Below are 15356 nucleotides of genomic sequence, written 5' to 3' on the forward strand. Positions count from 1 at the left end.
GCTCTTCGCTCACAGAGAGGTGCCAACGATAGATATGCCTCAATTGTCGACCATGCCCTCGGTGCATGCAGACGCGCTTTGGACAATCGAGCGCGGCATCTCACCGATTATTGCGACAGCGATCCATGATGGGCACGCCGTTCGCAAGGATCTGGAAGGCCTGTTCGCGCTTTCATCCGATAGGCGCCTTCGTGAGGAGGACCCATTTACGGGGTTCATCTCCCTCAACGTTCCGAACCGTATCGTTTTCCATCGGTCCCGTTTTGAAGTCGACCTCAATCGGAGCCGCGATGGAGCGATCTATTTCACACCCGAGCAGGCTTGGGGATTGAAGGTCTGGAAAGACAGTCTTCCATCTGATGAGGTCGAGACATCTCTTCGAACCCATGACCACTATTACGAAGTATTGCTGGCCTTTTTAAAAGGTATCGAGCGTTGGCATGGCCGGTTCGTGGTTCTTGACATTCATAGCTACAATTATCGTCGAGCAGGACCCGCGGCTGCGCCAACGGCACGGGCAAAAGCGCCGGATATCAATATTGGCACATCCTCCATTGACCGTGTCCACTGGTCGTACGTTCTCGATGCTCTCATGAATCATTTCCGGACTTTCGAGATCGACGGGCGCCCGCTCGATGTACGGGAAAATATCGTGTTTCAGGGAAAGGGCGAGCAGACCCGCTTCATCCACGAGCATTTCCCTCTTACCGGCTGCGCTATCGCAGTCGAATTCAAAAAATTTTTCATGGATGAATGGACAGGCGAGCCGGATGTCACCGTCCTCGAAAAGCTCCGTGGCATCATCGCATCCGCCGTTCCCCTGCTGGAGCAAGTGCTGGAGTCTCGGCGATGAGTAAGGAGGGAGCGCTCAACCGGCAAGACGAAACGGATTGGCTCGAAGATATTTTGATCAGCATCCGCGAAGGTAAGTCGATCCGCCGCGATCTGCCCGGCGGCGGTCGTCTGCATATGGACAGGCCCTTGCCCTTCCTATGCATCCATATCGCGCAGGACGGCGCCGAGCCCACGGCCAGAGACGTTGCCCAAGCCAATGCCTCCTACCTAACAGCGCCGCATGCGGCGCCGGCCATAACGGTGATCGATGCTGTCGCAAATGCCCTGGAAGAGCGCTTTGGCGCTTTCATCCTCCTCGACATCGCTGAATTATCGCAGGACAGGTTCTTGACCGTCGACGCGCCGTTCCTGCCGCCATTCGAGGTGTCAATCTGGTCGAGCGCTGATGCGACTGCAGCAGCTGACGCATTCTCAGCGGCAGTCAGCGATAGCGAAGTACGGTTCCGAACACCGCAAGTGGAGAAGACGGAGGCGGCTCCCTTGAACGACGACAAGCAGATTGCGCGCGAACTTGGCTGCTCGGCCGTCGCAGTGAGGTTCGCACCGGTCTACCGCCAACCCGGCTCCAAAGAAATTTATCCGGAACTTCGCGAACAGCTTGTGGCCATGTTCTTCGACGCCGGCTTGCAGGCCTTTGCCTCGTTTATCGGAATGCATCAGCTCTTCAAGCTGACGACGCACCGGGCGCTCGGACGCAAGGCATTCATCGACGCGGTTTCCAAGGTAGACCGCAGGATTGATGACGTTGCCTCGACCTTCGATTTTCTTCTGGCGGTTACGCCCATCAATGAAGCAGCTGCGTTTGACGCCTTCAAGGCGGGTGGCCGCAAAATACAGCCGGCCTTTCTCTACCGCCCACTTGAGTTGCAGGTGGAGGCGATCAAGCGGAAGCTTTTCTCGATCTCTTTCGAACATCTCGAAGACCCCGTGCTCTATCAACTGTATCGCGAAAAGCAGCAGGAGCTCGATCTGCAGCTGTCGCTCCTGTCGTCGCGACACAATCCCAAATTTGTTGAATTCGGCCGTGCACTCTACGAGCCGGTCGAGCGGCCGTTGCTGCGTGAGGCCCAAGCAATCCTGACTGGTTTGACCCGGAACGAGCCGAATGGCGCCGACGACGCAGGCGTGGGAGATCAGATCGCCGATTGTTTCCAAGTGGAGCGGCAAGCCAAGGCTATGATCGGGGCTTATCAGCGGCAGGGGAAAGACTTCAGGGCATCGGTCGAGCTTCGCGACGATCTGCCGTCCGGTCTGATGGTGTCCGGACATCGTTTGCTGATCGCTCGTGGCACGTTGATGGATACACGCCGCGTCGAACCTCTCCTATCGCATGAGATCGGCGTCCATCTGTTGACCTATTTCAACGGCTCGGCCCAAGGGCTTCGGCTCTTCCGCTCCGGCCTTTCGGGATACGAGGGTATGCAAGAGGGGTTGGCCGTTTTCGCTGAGTACCTCTCCGGCGGCATGACGCCGGAGCGGCTCAAAGTGATTGCGGGCCGGGTCGTCGGATGCGCCTCGATGCTCGACGGCGCGACATTTTCCGAAACCTATTCCATGCTCGTCGACGACAACAACTTCACCGAACAAGCGGCCTTCAACCTTGTCCTGCGGCTCTATCGCGGCGGTGGACTTGCCAAGGACGCGATTTATCTGCGCGGTCTGCTCGCCTTGCTCGATCATCTCAAAAACGGCGGCGCTCTGGAGCCATTCTGGATGGGTAAAATTGCGACGTCGCATTTCGTCGTCATGCAGGAACTCGCCGAGCGCGGACTTCTCCGCCTGCCGGCGATCCAACCTATCTTTCTTCACACGGACGCGGGGCGCGCGCGACTGGAGCGGGCCAGAAGCGGCATGCGCCCTCTCGACATGATCCAACGACAGGAGCCGTGAATGCGGATAGCATTTTTTGTGAACTCCATCGAAGGCGAAACCGAGTATTACACGACGACGGCGCTTGCGCTTGCCGCCATGGCCCGCGGCCACGACATCTGTTACTTGACGCCAGGCGACTTTGTGCTTCGCCCGGACGACAGTCTTATGATCCGAACCACTTCCCTTAAGAGTGGACGGCCTAAAAAAGCTGATATCTTCATCAGTGCCTTGCGGGGCGAACAGTCGAAAATCCAGACTATCCCCATCAGCGAGATCGATGTGCTCTTCTTACGCAACGACCCATCCGAAGATGCCGATGAACGGCCGTGGGCGGCGCATGCCGGCGCGATTTTCGGAAGGCTTGCGGCCGAGCGTGGTGTGCTCACGGTCAACGATCCCGACGGTTTGGCACTCGCTCAGAACAAACTCTATTTTCAGGGTTTTCCCGAGGCAGTACGACCGACCACCCTGATATCGAAAAGTATCGAGGAAATCCGCGCCTTTATCGATGGGCAGAAACAGGGTGCCATACTGAAGCCGCTGCAGGGATCAGGCGGTAGGAATGTTTTCAAGATCGCCTCCAGCAGGGAGAGCAACCTCAATCAGATTTTCGAGGCGGTGAGCGGTGAAGGCTATCTGATTGCACAGGCCTATCTTCCCGATGCAATGGCTGGCGATACCCGCCTATTCCTAATGAATGGCCGGCCGCTGCAACGTGACGGCGTATATGCCGCCTTCCGCCGTGTGCCGGCAAAGGGCGATGTCCGTTCCAACATGCATGCGGCAGGCACAGCCGCCGTCGCCGAAATAACCCCAAAGATGTTGGCAGTCGCCGAAATGCTGCGGCCTAAACTCGTCGAGGATGGCATGTTCCTCGTCGGCCTCGACATCGTCGGCGACAAAATTCTCGAGATCAACGTCTTCACACCCGGCGGCCTGCCTGAAATTGCCGAACTCCACGGCGTCGACCTGGCGCTCTATGTCATCATCGCGCTGGAACAGAAAGTGGAGATGAGGAAATATTATGCCGGTCGGATTTCAAACCGGGTGCTGGCAAGTTTATAGCCTGCCGACCTGATAAAAAGTCTTATTGGTGACAGCGTTCCAGCCGATGAAAATGTCCGCAGCGAGGGCGAGAAATTTGCTGGGACATGTTGGGCGGCCTTTCAGTTCTGAAGGATTTCGGTTGCAGGCCCGCGGCGGTCAGTCTGCGAAAATTCCGACGAATTTGCTGTTTCAATCGCTGAACACATCGACGCCGGCCCCACGATCTAAATCGAAATTCTGGTGGTAGTCTTAGCGGGAACGAAAGCCATATTCGCCACCATTCGCCCGGTTTCGTCGCAGCTTAGTCACGCCATAGCCTTCTGGCGGATCTCATTTGCTGCCTTTCCGTCTTGTCGAGATGGAAACCCATTGGTCGAAGAACGCCCTCCGTCTTGCTGAACTGGATATCCCGATATTCGACCACCTCGATAGGGTTTCCCCAGGGATCGAGAAAATCACGGAAGGACCCGCCGAGCAGCGTAGCGATTGCGATCGCGAGTCGTCTGACTGTGCTCCTGTCGTCTCTTCATTTGTGTCGCGCTTTCACCCAGTTTTGCGTTTCGCCGTTACCCTCTAACGATATCGATATAGCAAATTCGTCAATGGGTTCACGACGATTGAATGGATCAGCGCAAAATGAAAATACGGGCCAGAACGTTGTGAAACTCGATCATCGCTCGTTCGTGACGGCGGAAAGATCCCCACCAATAGGCTACTTGGGGCACCTTCCGTAAAGTAGTGGAAAGCCGTTACTCGTACCGATTTCCAATAAGACGTTTGGGCTATACAGTACCAAAAGGCTTTCCTGATTTGCGTATTGCAGCAGCCCGGAAGCTGCAGATTCTCTAGTTGCGGGACTGGAATTGCCTAGAGCAGCCAATTGCTGATCAATCCGCGCTTTGTAGTCTTTTCTTACATTGTAGAGGAGCCCAGTCTTATTGATGTATATATCGGTTCCATCCCCTTTGTCCCATTGTCGAGAGAAAGAGTACTCATCTATTATTGTGAATGTAACCGAGTTTTCTTTGCAGCCCTTCTCAATTTTATCCTGACTTACATCAATTCGGTCAAGCATCACCCACTTGCCGCCAATGTTCTGCATCAGCTGCTTGGATTTTATTGCGTTGATGCCGCCCCAGGAGAGATTTCCAAATTCCGTGCCGTAGATGTTGAGTTTGGCGGCTTTGAATTCATCGGGCAGTTGGTCGGCTGACACCAAAGTCCACGACAAAGCGAAGATCGTAATGCTGGAAAGGAAGCGCGAAAACAGGTGGTGTTTCATCTTATCGCCAATCGCGAGTTCGGGGCTTTGTTGCTAACATTTAAATTCTTGACGAGTCCTAAAACCTTAAGATGCAATGCGGCGAATGGCCATCTTTTGACCAGCGGCGGATGATTATTGCGAAACTTCGCTGACATCCATTTCGTGGCAAGAGCGGTTGAGCGGCGCACTGTTCTTTACATATCGTACGAAAGGTCGTGAGAATGTCGCGGGTGGATAAATTGATCGGCATGTTTTTTGCGGCGACACTTTGCCTGGTCTTCGCTACGCTGGCTTGCTACACCGCGTTTTCAATCCTTGTCAGGCTGCCCATTTCGAATCCGTTCGTGTGGTGGAGCCTTGATAGCAACGAGGGGTTCGCCACGGTCTTTGGTTCCCTATTCCTGTTCACGTTTTGCGTCCTGATGAGCCTGTACCGAATTGCCTTGCGACGTGCAGGATAGGCTCATCCGGCCCCTTGGCTTTCCGGCGTCGACTTATTGGAGGTTTTTTAAGCGCCAACACGGGAGTACCTCTGCGCGAGCGAGATAAGCCATTCTCGAAATAATCGTCTGCTTGAGAAAGAAACCAGCCACATAAGGTGGAAGGGACGCGTCCGACAGCATATTTCGAGGCAACTGCCGGACGCCGAGATGCCCGGTTCGGGGTGGCGTCGAGCCGGTAGAATTAACCTATCATCTACTACAGGTTTAGTTTAGCTACCTGAACGGGCGGGCGTTCTGCCGCCTGCCGCGACCTCATCGTGAAGCATTTACATTGAGGGGCTTGGTGCACCAGAGGCAGCAGCACGATGCCGGGCCATGCTGGCACTCGGCATCAATCGCATCAAAGCTTGAACAACCGTGCTGAGAATTCGCATTTGCCATTGCGAAATCGAGAGCGAGTCATGCTGGGATTTCGGCCACCGGACGGATTGCGATCAGCCCTCTGCCAGTTCGGATAGCCCTTAAAGCCTCGATAGAAGAATGTCCGCAAGGAATGCAACCTCCCTGTAACTTCGCTGTAGCCCTCCTGATGGATAGTCAGGAACTAGACGACGGGCGTCAGCACCGTGCGTCCACTGAAATGCGCCGCCAGGTTGCCAAGAACGAGTTGAACAGTCGCTTGCACAGCTTCGGGCGAACGGCCGGCAATATTGGGGGGTGAGGATAAGGTTCTTCAACCTCGCCGCCCTGCTTGGAATATTGGGCTCTCCCTCGATGACATCCAGCGCTGCTCCACGGATGCGGTTATTTTCCAATGCGTCGATCAGCGCGGCAGTATCCACCACACTGCCCCGGGCGATGTTGATGAGAAAACCATCTACACCAAGTGCATCGAGTACGGTCGTATCCACAAGGTGCGTGGTTGTTGCGCCACCTGGTGTGGCGATAACCATGAAGTCGGACCACTGCGCAAGCGCGGTTGCAGAGGGCAGATAGACCCATGGCGATCCGTCGCGAGGCTTGCGATTGTGATAGGCGACGGTCATGCCGAAGCCTCCGGCGCCGCGCCGGGCGATCTGCTCACCAATATTCCCCAAACCCAGGATGCCCAGCTTCTTGCCCGAGATCATCGGGCGTGGATACCTGGAACGTGCCCATTCGCCTGATCTGGCTGCGGAGTCGGCTTGGACGATCCCACGTGCAATTGCCATGAGCAGCGCCATTGCATGATCTGCAACGGAAGCATCATTAGTACCCGGACCATTGGTAACGACAATACCCCTTGCCCCGGCCGCGGCGAGATCCACCTTCTCGTAGCCTGCGCCAAGGGCGCAGATGATTTCCAGCTTCGGAAGCGCGGCGATCTCCTTCGCGTCGAGACCCGTGGAGCCGTTAGTCAGTACGGCGCGGATGCTCTCGCCGACGGTCTCTATGATCTTCACGCGCTCAGAGGCATCAGATGCGAGGTGCAGCTCAAAGCCCGCCGCCGCGATCTGGGATAGGTTTTCTGATTCAAGCTCAATGACAACAAGAAGAAGGATAGGCATGACTTGACCTGAATGCTCACCGTTCACTTTTTAGTTTGGCGATATTCGCTAAGCGCAACTTTCCCACTCATTTCGGAGGCTTCAAGTTCTTGCAATGGTGCGATCTTTGATTGGTTTTTGCACACGACTTTATGTTCGATGGCACGCTACGGATCTGTGCGGTGATTTCCAGATGTCACTGTGTCGCACACGCCCCCACCGAGGCGAAGGAAACACCATCGTGGATGCCTTCGACTCTATGAATGCCCGGATCGTTGATTGCCCTTCCGGGGAGCGTGCTTCGATGAGTGCGTTTCGTGCATGAATAGAGTTACAATCACGCAGCTTTCGCAACAGAACCAGGCTGCTAGTTTCTACGGGCTCCACATGAATGATGTGGTGGCCGGTCCTCCCTGATCGCGTAGCAGGCCCACAACAGCGGATAAGCAGCGGCTCACACAGTTAGTCAGCACAGACACCCAGTGAGGTATCGTCGCCCAATTCATCTCGGATGGGTGCTGACCGAATTGTCATCAGCCATCCTGTTGTTGCAGCTCGGCACGAAGGTCGCGGGTGTCGGCTTGCCAACCTTCATGCCGGAGTTCGGCGTGTCCTTCCCCGAGGTTCAATAGATCGTCGTCACCTTGGCGACCGCCACAGTTTGCGAATGACAGTTATAACACATGGAGAAAATCAATGACCGACATACCCCACAACGACCTTCTGGAGACCACTACTGCTTGCCGCATATTGCATATGGAAGGCCATGCTGACATGACGCTCGGACACCTGTCGCTGCGCGATCCTACCGGGCGTGGAGTCTGGATCAAACGCTCCGGTATCGGCCTGGGCGAGGTGATGGGGCCTGAAGATTTCGTGCTCGTCGATTTCGATGGACATAGGCTGGTGGGAGAGGGCCGTCTTCACAAGGAGTGGCCCATCCATACGGAGATCTTGCGTGCGCGACCTGATTTATGCGCGGTCGGACATAGCCACCCGTTCCATGCAACAGTGTTCTCCGCGCTCGATGTCGAGTTGCAGGCGGTCACGAACGAGGCAGTCAGCCTTGGTCTTCCGGTCGGGCGTTTCGATGAGACGACCGGCTTGATCGACACGCCTGCGCTTGGCGCCAGCCTGGCACGTTCTCTCGGCTCGGGCTCGACCGTGCTCATGCGCAATCACGGGGTTCTGTTCGCGGGAAGCTCGATCGCGGAAGCGGCGCTGAAGGGAATCTTTCTCGAAGGAGCCTGCCGTGTGCAGATGGAACTGATTTCCACCCAACTGCCATATAAAGCGACGCCGCAATCCGAGCTGGCGAAAAAGAAAGATCAAGTTTTTGATGTCGGGCTCATTGAGGTTTACTGGGCTTTCTACAAGCGCAAGTTGGAGGCTGCCCGCGCGTAGCAGATCGCCCGCAACGTAGTCTGTTGTGAAGCGGCGCGGGTCCCCGCGCCTTTCGCATCATCTGTGTCTGCAGCCGGCGCGCGAAGCTCTACACCCCCGCCTGGGTCATCGTCGACGAGTTCAATACCGATGACGTAGCCACGTCCTGGGCGATCGAGGATCCGAAGCCTCTCGGGCAGTTTTCCCGCAAATTCATGTCGCGCGTCGCGGCCGAGGCGGCCGCCGCAATTCGGGCCGGATCGGCGCGCGGCGTTGCGCGGCGCTAGGAGCCGCTGCTTTCGGCCAAGTTGGTGATCAGCGCCGGACTCCCTCGTAGGCGGACCCGGCGCTTTCTGCGGGAACAGCCGTCTGTTGACCCAGAGCGTATCTGAGACGTTGTAAGGCTTCGGACGGTAGAAATTGGTCTAACACTCATTGTCTCACACGGATCGCTCATGTTCTCAAACACTACCGTCGCAAGGCAAATCCCAGCTCTTGGCCATAGAGCCTGATGTCTTGCGTCCCCTTGCGCTGATCGCCGCGGATGGTGTCGATCACGGCGCGAAGTAGCGGCGCCATCTGCCGCTGAGCCGGATAGCAGAGGTAGTAACCGGGGAACGGGGCGGACCAGTTTTCGAGCAGTGCGACAAGTCGACCCTCAGCGAGGTGGGGGGCGATCAGCTGCTGACTGGCGAATGCAATACCGACTCCGTCGACTGCCGCCTGCACGGCAAGATCCTTCGTGTTTGAGATCAATGGGCCGTCGATTGCGACCTCGAACCATTTGCCGTTTTCCATGAACTCCCATTTATATGGCGTCTTCTGCCCAGGCCAACGCCAGCGAATGCACTGATGCGCAACCAGGTCACGCGGATGTGCTGGTGTTCCGAGCCGGGCGAGATAGTCGGGCGAGGCGACCGCGGTCTGGCGCAGATCCGGGCCTAGTTTCACCGCAATGAAATCCTTGTCGATCACTTCGCCGAGGCGAATGGCGAGGTCATAGCCCTCGGCCACGATGTCCACGACGGCATCATCGAGGGTGACGTCAAGCACGACCTGAGGATATGCTTCGTTAAAGTCACGAAGGATCGGTGTCAGGTAGAGGTCTGCGGCAGCGCGGAAGCAGTGCACCCGTACCGTCCCGGCGGGGAGAGCGCGGTGCTCGCGCATCTCACCTAGCGCATCCGCCAGCTCCTCGACGGCCGGCTGTACTCGTTCGAACAATCTGGCTCCCGCCTCGGTTAGGGTGACGCTGCGGGTGGTACGGTTGAATAAGCTGACCCCGACTTGTTCCTCAAACCCTCTAACCATCTGGCTGAGTGCCGAGGAGGACACACCGAGGTTCTCAGCGGCGCGGCTGAAGCTCAACGAACCGGCGACAGCCACGAAAGCGCGGAGCTGGTTGAACTCTCCTGCAGACGGAAGGGAAGGTTTCATGATTACCTCGATTGCTAAGCTCTGCTTAAAAGGCTGATTAGTACGTGCAGACTAACCATTGCCTCTCCCGCTCTATACTCTTTCGGGCACTTGAACTGAAGGGAAGCACCATGATCTTGCAAGAGACGCAGTCAATGGAAAACATAGATGAACTGGTCGCCTTGGCGAAAGTCTACTTCGATGCGGCCTACGCGATGGACGCTGACACATTCGCGACGATTTTTGATCCCGCAGCCTTGGTCACCAGACGTGGCGAGGGCTCCAGCATCGTGGTGACCCCAGTTGCTGCTTGGCTTGATGCGGTGCGAAACCTGTCCTCGCCGCGGGAGGGAGGGTTTGCACGCGCCGACCAGATCCTCTCCCTCTCTATGACTGGCGACATGGCGTTGCTTAGGCTGCGCCTACATATTCCACCTCGTGAGGTGACGGATTTGTTGTCCTGCTTTTACCTCAATGGACGCTGGCAAATCGTCCAGAAGGTGTTTGCAGCCAAGATCCTGACCTGAAAGCGATGCCGGTCATTAGGCAGTGTTGCGCGATCCCGCGCGGTGGAGATATTGCGCGGGAACCAAGATTTGCTTGAGGCGGGAGATTGGCAAGGCCGGCAAGGACACGTCCTCCAAAGACGGTCCGCCGACCCTTGCCCATGATAATCTCTCTGAGCCTCTGTCGCAGGGCTGCTAGATTGCGGGCGCTGTTCAAATGGCCGGATTCCTCCCTCCGGCGCCCGAGCCCGAGCATAGGGCGGTCAATCGGCGCCTGGGGAGCCTCCCCGCGACCTCCCCACCACTTAGCATCATCATGTCCCACTATCACAGGGGGCAGGATGATTGGACAATAGTGTCAGGTCACCTTTTTCTCGCATGCTCGCAATAGGCACTTCGGATTCGATCGCAGGGATCGCCGTCAATTTGCTAATGGGGCGCAACTACTGAAGCAGCTGCCTATAGGATGATCTCAATCCGGAGGTCGCTGTCGTCTCGATCGTAAGATTAGTCGAGCCTCCCTCCGAAGCGGCGCGTTGCGGAGGAAATTGACTTTGGATTTAGTGATGCCGCGGTGGCCTTGCAAAAACACGGGTGATTTCTGCGACACGGACACCGTAAAGCCGAGCCGTCTCAAGGTCGCCTTTAGACATTTCGCCGGGCGCCGCATCTGCGTCTGCCTGTGCCATCGGCGCGATATAGGAGCCCATCCTGTTCGGATCGTCACGCCTGGATGCCTTAACGTTCGCTGGTTTGATCGCGAGGCTGACCCAAAGGCCGCCGTGCTGGCCAGCCAGCAGGACAAAATATTGCAGCGTATTAAGCTTGTCGCCATTGATACTGGCGCTGTTGGTGAAGCCGCCGAAGACCTTGTTCTTCCACCGATCCTCGAACCAGGGTTTTGAAGAGGCGTCGGCAAATTTTTTGAACTGCCAGCTCGGGCCACCCATGTAGGTTGGCGAGCCGAAGATGATGGCGTCCACAGCATTGAGCGTTTCCCATCCATCCTCCGGGATATTGCCTTCTGCATCGATCGTGATCAGCGAGGCTGCAGCGCCTTCGGCGACAGCTTCCGCCAGGCGTTTCGTGTGTCCATAGCCTGAGTGATAAACGACGGCGGTGGTGATATGAGGTTGGGTCATGTTTTCTCCGTAAGACTTCGATGTTCGCTTGCGTTGACGATGCAATTGTCGGAATGCTCACGCGAATGGAATATTGGACGGTCGTGAGATGATGGGTGGCACTTCGTGGAGCGCATTGATCGCTTCAAGATGAATAATTCTCGGATGATTTGCGGCTCAGGGGCAGAAGGGCGCGAATCCTCGGATCACGCAGATAAAGCCCGCCCCAGGTCAGGACGCCCAGCAGCAGGGATATGATTTCCGGTGGTGACCCTAGTTCGCCTAAGCGCACATGGGCACAAATGGCTCCTCCCAAAAAACCTGTCAGAAGGATCGCTCCAAGGACTGTTGTCGCCGGGATGGCGTAGAGGAGCGTGCAGACGATCATGATCCCGCCGAGCACAGGGCTCAGGTTCATCGCAAAGCCGGTTTCTCGCATCATGCTCGCGATCTCGGCTGACGCGAACAGTTGCATTGCTCCATCCAGGAGCAACGCTGCAACAACCACCGCGCTCGCCAACCGTCCTATCCAGACAGCGCGATGGGGCTTCAAAGTGTCGGGCATTCGCCATTCTCCGGTGATGAGTGAGTTCTATTTCAAGGCGTACTGTGTCCTCGAAGTATGATAAAGAGCGTCGACTGGAACACATTGTTCCCGTTCTGAATCACAATGAGGCGCCGCCGAAATGCAGAATCTTGAACCCATCCTGATTTTTGTAAGGGTCGCCGAAATGGGAAGCTTCACCCGGGCAGCCGACAGTCTGGGCATTCAAAAGGGTCGAGCCTCAACAGCAGTTCGAACGCTGGAAAGCGATGTCGGTGTGAGGCTGCTGCATCGAACGACGCGCAGCGTGCAGTTGACGGAAGACGGGCGGGCGTTTCATGCACGCGCTCGTGATCTCCTGGCTGATGTCGATGACCTACACTCGATGTTTGCGGGAGATCGGGTCGCGCTGCGCGGGCGTCTCCGCGTCGATTTGCCGACTGAGCTGGCCCGCACGACAATCGTGCCGGCCCTGCCGGGTTTCATGACTACCTATCCCGAATTGGAACTGGAGGTTTCGAGCACGGATCGGCAAGTTGATCTGGTCCAGGAGGGATTTGATTGTGTTCTGCGCCTTGGACCGATCGGAGACGAGGCATTGATTGCCCGACCGCTGGGCCGCTTGCGCATGGTGAATGCCGCCAGTCCCGCATACCTCAAGCGCTTTGGCATCCCGCATTCGCTGGAAGACTTGCAGCGTCAGGGACATCGGACAATCCACTATATTCGGACACTCGGCTCAAAGCCCCACGGCTGGGAATATCCAGACCATGACAATGGCCAGTATGCGACGCTTCCGTTGCCAGGCGCGTTGCGCGTCAATAGCGTGCAGACCTACGAGGCGGCTGGCCTCGCGGGCATGGGTTTAATTCAGGTAGCGCTTTCAGGAGTACGCCGGCACTTGGAGAGCGGCGCGTTGGTCGAGATCCTGCCGGATTTCTGCCCTGAGCCGCTCAACGTCTCCCTCGTGGTGGCCCACCGACATAACCTATCGCGTCGCGTCCGTGTCTTTATGAGTTGGATCGATGAGGTGCTAACGCCTTACTTCGAATGATATCTCTTGGTCGGATGCCCCTTATCTAGCTCCGAACCGTCCATTGCCGCAAATCAGTGGCTTCCCAAGCGATCCGACCATCACCAGATGCCGGCCCAGGTCCGCCATTTGGCGAGGTGCAGGCAATGTCAATCGCTTCGCCGAGGGGCCGATCGAGACTGTAGGGATCATCTCATGCGTTTGAAATGGCCCGCGTTTCGGTCCCATCGCGGGGCACGGTCTTACTCTGCAGCTAGAGCAACTGCGAGTTTTGAGGAGGGAGCCACGATCCGGACGATGAATTCGAAGTCGCCCGGCATGCGATGCTCATCTGAGCCCATGCAGGCGACCGTCCAGTACTCACGCTCGGCGCCGAACACCGTCGATACCTGAACAATTTGAGCCTTGGAGCTTGGATCATCCCTACGGGTTGCCCAGTAAAAGCAGTCGGGCCCGAGTTTCGTCAGCGGGATCATGGCGGCTCGTCTCCTTGGTCTTCCGAACCCATATAGAGCACTGCTTAGGCTGGGACAGTCAACGGGATTCGTTGTCCACTCATTTCGCCGATCGGGGGGAAATAATCGGCGCGGGAAGGCGTGTGAGTGTTCATTTTTGTCGCGCTTTCACCCAGTCTTGCATTTCGCCGTGACCCTCGAACGATATCGATATGAAAATACGCGTCAGAACGTTGTGAAACTCGACAGTTGTGATCTGCTCCAAGCGGAATCAACAGTCTAATGCGCTTGCGCGACGGCAATGAGGGCTTGGACTGCATCAAAGCCCAAGATTTCTGCAAGCTCCAGAAACTCAATTACATCTACCCGCCGCTGCCCGCTCTCAAGACGTGCGACGAACGATTGATATTCGCCGAGCTTCGCAGCGAGATCCGCTTGCGTAAGGCCGATAGCCTCACGCTTTTCGATTAGAAGCGCGATCAGCGCTTGATGTCGTTTCGTGCCGAGAGTTTTCGTCACGTTATCACCCATCTTTGGACAAGATGGGGCTTCCAGTATATCTGTTTTTCAGGTATCTTAAATTCAGATAATTTGATGTGGTCAAACTCTCTGCATCAAGGGCTCGATATGGGCGAGGAGCTGGGCGGAGGCTGAAACGATGCAGTCATTCTGCTTCCCGCCGAGCCGAGATTCGACATGGACCATAGGAGACATGTAACGGTGGTGCGCGACAAAACCGCAGACTTGCTGATGGCCTTGCTCTTTGCGGTCACAAAGATCGTCGAGAGCGGAGAGCAAGGTAAGCTGCGGATAGCGAACGCCCGCCGGGATGCGTGTTCACCCATAGCGACGATTGATCGCAGTTCGGCTCGCCCGCGTATTGAGGCATGCCTGAAGCAATTCAAAGTCCATAACAAAGCAGATGACACCGCCACTGCGGGCCGGATAGTGCTTGCGATCCAGGAGCAAGTGGGCGAGCGTGATCTCTATGGTTGGCATAGCTGTCCTCTTGGCAATGTGACCGGCGATATCGATCGTTTGGTCGCCAAGACTAATCTGCCGGCGGGTATCCGCTTGAAGGTTGGTGGGTTCGTCAAAGCCCTTCAGGAAACGGCAAGAGAAATGGCCGCTGCGCTGATCCTTGCCGTCGTGCTGATCTGTCAGGTTCTCGTCTCACCGGTTGCAAGTTTCCTTCAGTCGATGGCCATTACTGTGTCCACACCTGACCACAATCAAGCTGTTCGGAGCTCGGATCATGGGTGATTCTGAGAATAGCAGATCTTTATCAAAAATCATGCAACGCCACATACTTGCAAGCGGCGCAGAACCGCGCGGGGATGCCGCACTGGCGCTATGGAGCGAGTGGTTCATGCTGCACGAGAGGCGTGAAGCTCTGTCTGTCAAACAGCAGGCGATGGAAACCCGTCTTCTGGCGATGGTCGGCAGCGCTCCAATTGTAGACCTGGCCATTCCGGGCGATGAGACTTCGGCCTTCGCGGCATCCGACGATGAAATCGACGCTCTTCTTCCTGGAGAGCATATGGCTGATGCGAGAAGGCGCGCCAAAGCCCAGCTCGACGCGTTGCGTTCGCAATGGCAGGCGGCAGACGACCAAATCGGCTACAGCCGGGCGCATCAGGAGGAATTGGATGTCATGCATGCCGAGCTCGAAGCCGCACAGTGCCTCTGGATGGCCCCCGCTTGCACAATCGCCGGCGTCGCGGCCAAACTGCATTCCCTCGTCGAATGGGAAGATCCCGGCACCACTCCAGGCGAAAGTCCCTGGCCGGAACTGCGCTCCATCCTTGGCGATCTCATCAAGATCGGCGAGCTCAACGGGATTTCAGAAGGGGCGCAGGGGACTTGACGATCCCATCGCAGTTTCTGGGTT

Annotated in this window: 15 protein-coding genes; 8 read left to right on the forward strand and 7 right to left on the reverse strand. The window is 56.6% G+C overall.

Going from position 1 to position 15356, the window contains the following annotated elements:
* Nucleotides 1–52 precede the first annotated feature (52 nt).
* The 3 genes from GGD46_RS24715 to GGD46_RS24725 are packed head-to-tail and all read left to right on the forward strand — an operon-like array spanning nucleotide 53 to nucleotide 3792.
* The gene (locus GGD46_RS24715; protein WP_184709055.1) at nucleotides 53–853 is read left to right on the forward strand and encodes an N-formylglutamate amidohydrolase; all 801 of its coding nucleotides are present in this window, start codon (nucleotides 53–55) and stop codon (nucleotides 851–853) included.
* Nucleotides 850–2745: a flavohemoglobin expression-modulating QEGLA motif protein gene (locus tag GGD46_RS24720; protein ID WP_184708952.1), complete on the forward strand. Its 1896-nt coding sequence runs from the start codon at nucleotides 850–852 to the stop codon at nucleotides 2743–2745. Before GGD46_RS24715 ends, GGD46_RS24720 begins: the two co-directional genes overlap by 4 nt.
* On the forward strand, nucleotides 2746–3792 hold the full coding sequence (locus GGD46_RS24725) for a glutathione synthase (protein ID WP_184708954.1): 1047 nt from the start codon (nucleotides 2746–2748) through the stop codon (nucleotides 3790–3792).
* 694 nt (nucleotides 3793–4486) lie between these two features.
* Here the strand turns inward: GGD46_RS24725 and GGD46_RS24730 are convergent.
* Both GGD46_RS24730 and GGD46_RS24735 read right to left on the reverse strand, forming a co-directional pair.
* On the reverse strand, nucleotides 4487–5056 hold the full coding sequence (locus GGD46_RS24730) for a hypothetical protein (protein WP_184708956.1): 570 nt from the start codon (nucleotides 5054–5056) through the stop codon (nucleotides 4487–4489).
* A 946-nt stretch (nucleotides 5057–6002) separates the two neighbouring features.
* Entirely contained in the window at nucleotides 6003–7028 is a 1026-nt protein-coding gene (locus tag GGD46_RS24735) for a 2-hydroxyacid dehydrogenase (protein WP_210325708.1), read from the reverse strand.
* 675 nt (nucleotides 7029–7703) lie between these two features.
* On the opposite strand from GGD46_RS24735, the gene GGD46_RS24740 reads away from it, so the two are divergent.
* Nucleotides 7704–8411, forward strand: a complete 708-nt coding sequence (locus GGD46_RS24740) for a class II aldolase/adducin family protein (protein WP_184708958.1) — start codon at nucleotides 7704–7706, stop codon at nucleotides 8409–8411.
* A gap of 447 nt (nucleotides 8412–8858) precedes the next feature.
* Here GGD46_RS24740 and GGD46_RS24745 read toward each other — a convergent pair whose 3' ends face one another.
* Entirely contained in the window at nucleotides 8859–9827 is a 969-nt protein-coding gene (locus GGD46_RS24745; protein WP_184708960.1) for a LysR family transcriptional regulator, read from the reverse strand.
* 134 nt (nucleotides 9828–9961) lie between these two features.
* On the opposite strand from GGD46_RS24745, the gene GGD46_RS24750 reads away from it, so the two are divergent.
* Nucleotides 9962–10333: a nuclear transport factor 2 family protein gene (locus tag GGD46_RS24750; RefSeq protein WP_246806462.1), complete on the forward strand. Its 372-nt coding sequence runs from the start codon at nucleotides 9962–9964 to the stop codon at nucleotides 10331–10333.
* Nucleotides 10334–10872: 539 nt separating this feature from the next.
* Here GGD46_RS24750 and GGD46_RS24755 read toward each other — a convergent pair.
* A complete protein-coding gene (locus tag GGD46_RS24755; RefSeq protein WP_184708962.1) occupies nucleotides 10873–11454 on the reverse strand; it encodes a flavodoxin family protein in 582 nt (193 codons plus the stop codon).
* 124 nt (nucleotides 11455–11578) lie between these two features.
* A complete protein-coding gene (locus GGD46_RS24760) occupies nucleotides 11579–11998 on the reverse strand; it encodes a DoxX family protein (RefSeq protein WP_184708965.1) in 420 nt (139 codons plus the stop codon).
* A 121-nt stretch (nucleotides 11999–12119) separates the two neighbouring features.
* On the opposite strand from GGD46_RS24760, the gene GGD46_RS24765 reads away from it, so the two are divergent.
* Nucleotides 12120–13031, forward strand: a complete 912-nt coding sequence (locus GGD46_RS24765; protein WP_184708967.1) for a LysR family transcriptional regulator — start codon at nucleotides 12120–12122, stop codon at nucleotides 13029–13031.
* Nucleotides 13032–13252: 221 nt separating this feature from the next.
* On the opposite strand, the gene GGD46_RS24770 is transcribed toward GGD46_RS24765, so the two are convergent.
* Both GGD46_RS24770 and GGD46_RS24775 read right to left on the reverse strand, forming a co-directional pair.
* Nucleotides 13253–13486, reverse strand: coding sequence for a hypothetical protein (locus tag GGD46_RS24770; RefSeq protein WP_184708969.1), 234 nt, complete (start codon nucleotides 13484–13486; stop codon nucleotides 13253–13255).
* A 258-nt stretch (nucleotides 13487–13744) separates the two neighbouring features.
* The gene (locus GGD46_RS24775) at nucleotides 13745–13996 is read right to left on the reverse strand and encodes a helix-turn-helix transcriptional regulator (protein WP_184708971.1); all 252 of its coding nucleotides are present in this window, start codon (nucleotides 13994–13996) and stop codon (nucleotides 13745–13747) included.
* Between the two features lie 189 nt (nucleotides 13997–14185).
* Between GGD46_RS24775 and GGD46_RS24780 the strand changes: the two genes are divergently transcribed.
* Both GGD46_RS24780 and GGD46_RS24785 read left to right on the forward strand, forming a co-directional pair.
* Nucleotides 14186–14728 (forward strand): efflux RND transporter permease subunit, encoded by a 543-nt coding sequence (locus GGD46_RS24780; RefSeq protein WP_210325710.1) that lies wholly within the window; start codon nucleotides 14186–14188, stop codon nucleotides 14726–14728.
* Between the two features lie 31 nt (nucleotides 14729–14759).
* The gene (locus GGD46_RS24785) at nucleotides 14760–15332 is read left to right on the forward strand and encodes a hypothetical protein (protein ID WP_184708975.1); all 573 of its coding nucleotides are present in this window, start codon (nucleotides 14760–14762) and stop codon (nucleotides 15330–15332) included.
* Nucleotides 15333–15356 lie beyond the last annotated feature (24 nt).

The organism is Martinezella lusitana, from assembly GCF_014207095.1.
GTDB lineage: Bacteria > Pseudomonadota > Alphaproteobacteria > Rhizobiales > Rhizobiaceae > Rhizobium > Rhizobium lusitanum_B.

Coding starts and splice junctions, on each gene's coding strand:
- GGD46_RS24760 (WP_184708965.1), bottom strand. CDS start 11,998: ATGCCCGACACTTTGAAGCCCCATCGCGCTGTCTGGATAGGACGGTTG.
- GGD46_RS24740 (WP_184708958.1), top strand. CDS start 7,704: ATGACCGACATACCCCACAACGACCTTCTGGAGACCACTACTGCTTGC.
- GGD46_RS24750 (WP_246806462.1), top strand. CDS start 9,962: ATGGAAAACATAGATGAACTGGTCGCCTTGGCGAAAGTCTACTTCGAT.
- GGD46_RS24765 (WP_184708967.1), top strand. CDS start 12,120: ATGCAGAATCTTGAACCCATCCTGATTTTTGTAAGGGTCGCCGAAATG.
- GGD46_RS24730 (WP_184708956.1), bottom strand. CDS start 5,056: ATGAAACACCACCTGTTTTCGCGCTTCCTTTCCAGCATTACGATCTTC.
- GGD46_RS24720 (WP_184708952.1), top strand. CDS start 850: ATGAGTAAGGAGGGAGCGCTCAACCGGCAAGACGAAACGGATTGGCTC.
- GGD46_RS24715 (WP_184709055.1), top strand. CDS start 53: ATGCCCTCGGTGCATGCAGACGCGCTTTGGACAATCGAGCGCGGCATC.
- GGD46_RS24745 (WP_184708960.1), bottom strand. CDS start 9,827: ATGAAACCTTCCCTTCCGTCTGCAGGAGAGTTCAACCAGCTCCGCGCT.
- GGD46_RS24770 (WP_184708969.1), bottom strand. CDS start 13,486: ATGATCCCGCTGACGAAACTCGGGCCCGACTGCTTTTACTGGGCAACC.
- GGD46_RS24785 (WP_184708975.1), top strand. CDS start 14,760: ATGCAACGCCACATACTTGCAAGCGGCGCAGAACCGCGCGGGGATGCC.
- GGD46_RS24755 (WP_184708962.1), bottom strand. CDS start 11,454: ATGACCCAACCTCATATCACCACCGCCGTCGTTTATCACTCAGGCTAT.
- GGD46_RS24725 (WP_184708954.1), top strand. CDS start 2,746: ATGCGGATAGCATTTTTTGTGAACTCCATCGAAGGCGAAACCGAGTAT.
- GGD46_RS24735 (WP_210325708.1), bottom strand. CDS start 7,028: ATGCCTATCCTTCTTCTTGTTGTCATTGAGCTTGAATCAGAAAACCTA.
- GGD46_RS24775 (WP_184708971.1), bottom strand. CDS start 13,996: ATGGGTGATAACGTGACGAAAACTCTCGGCACGAAACGACATCAAGCG.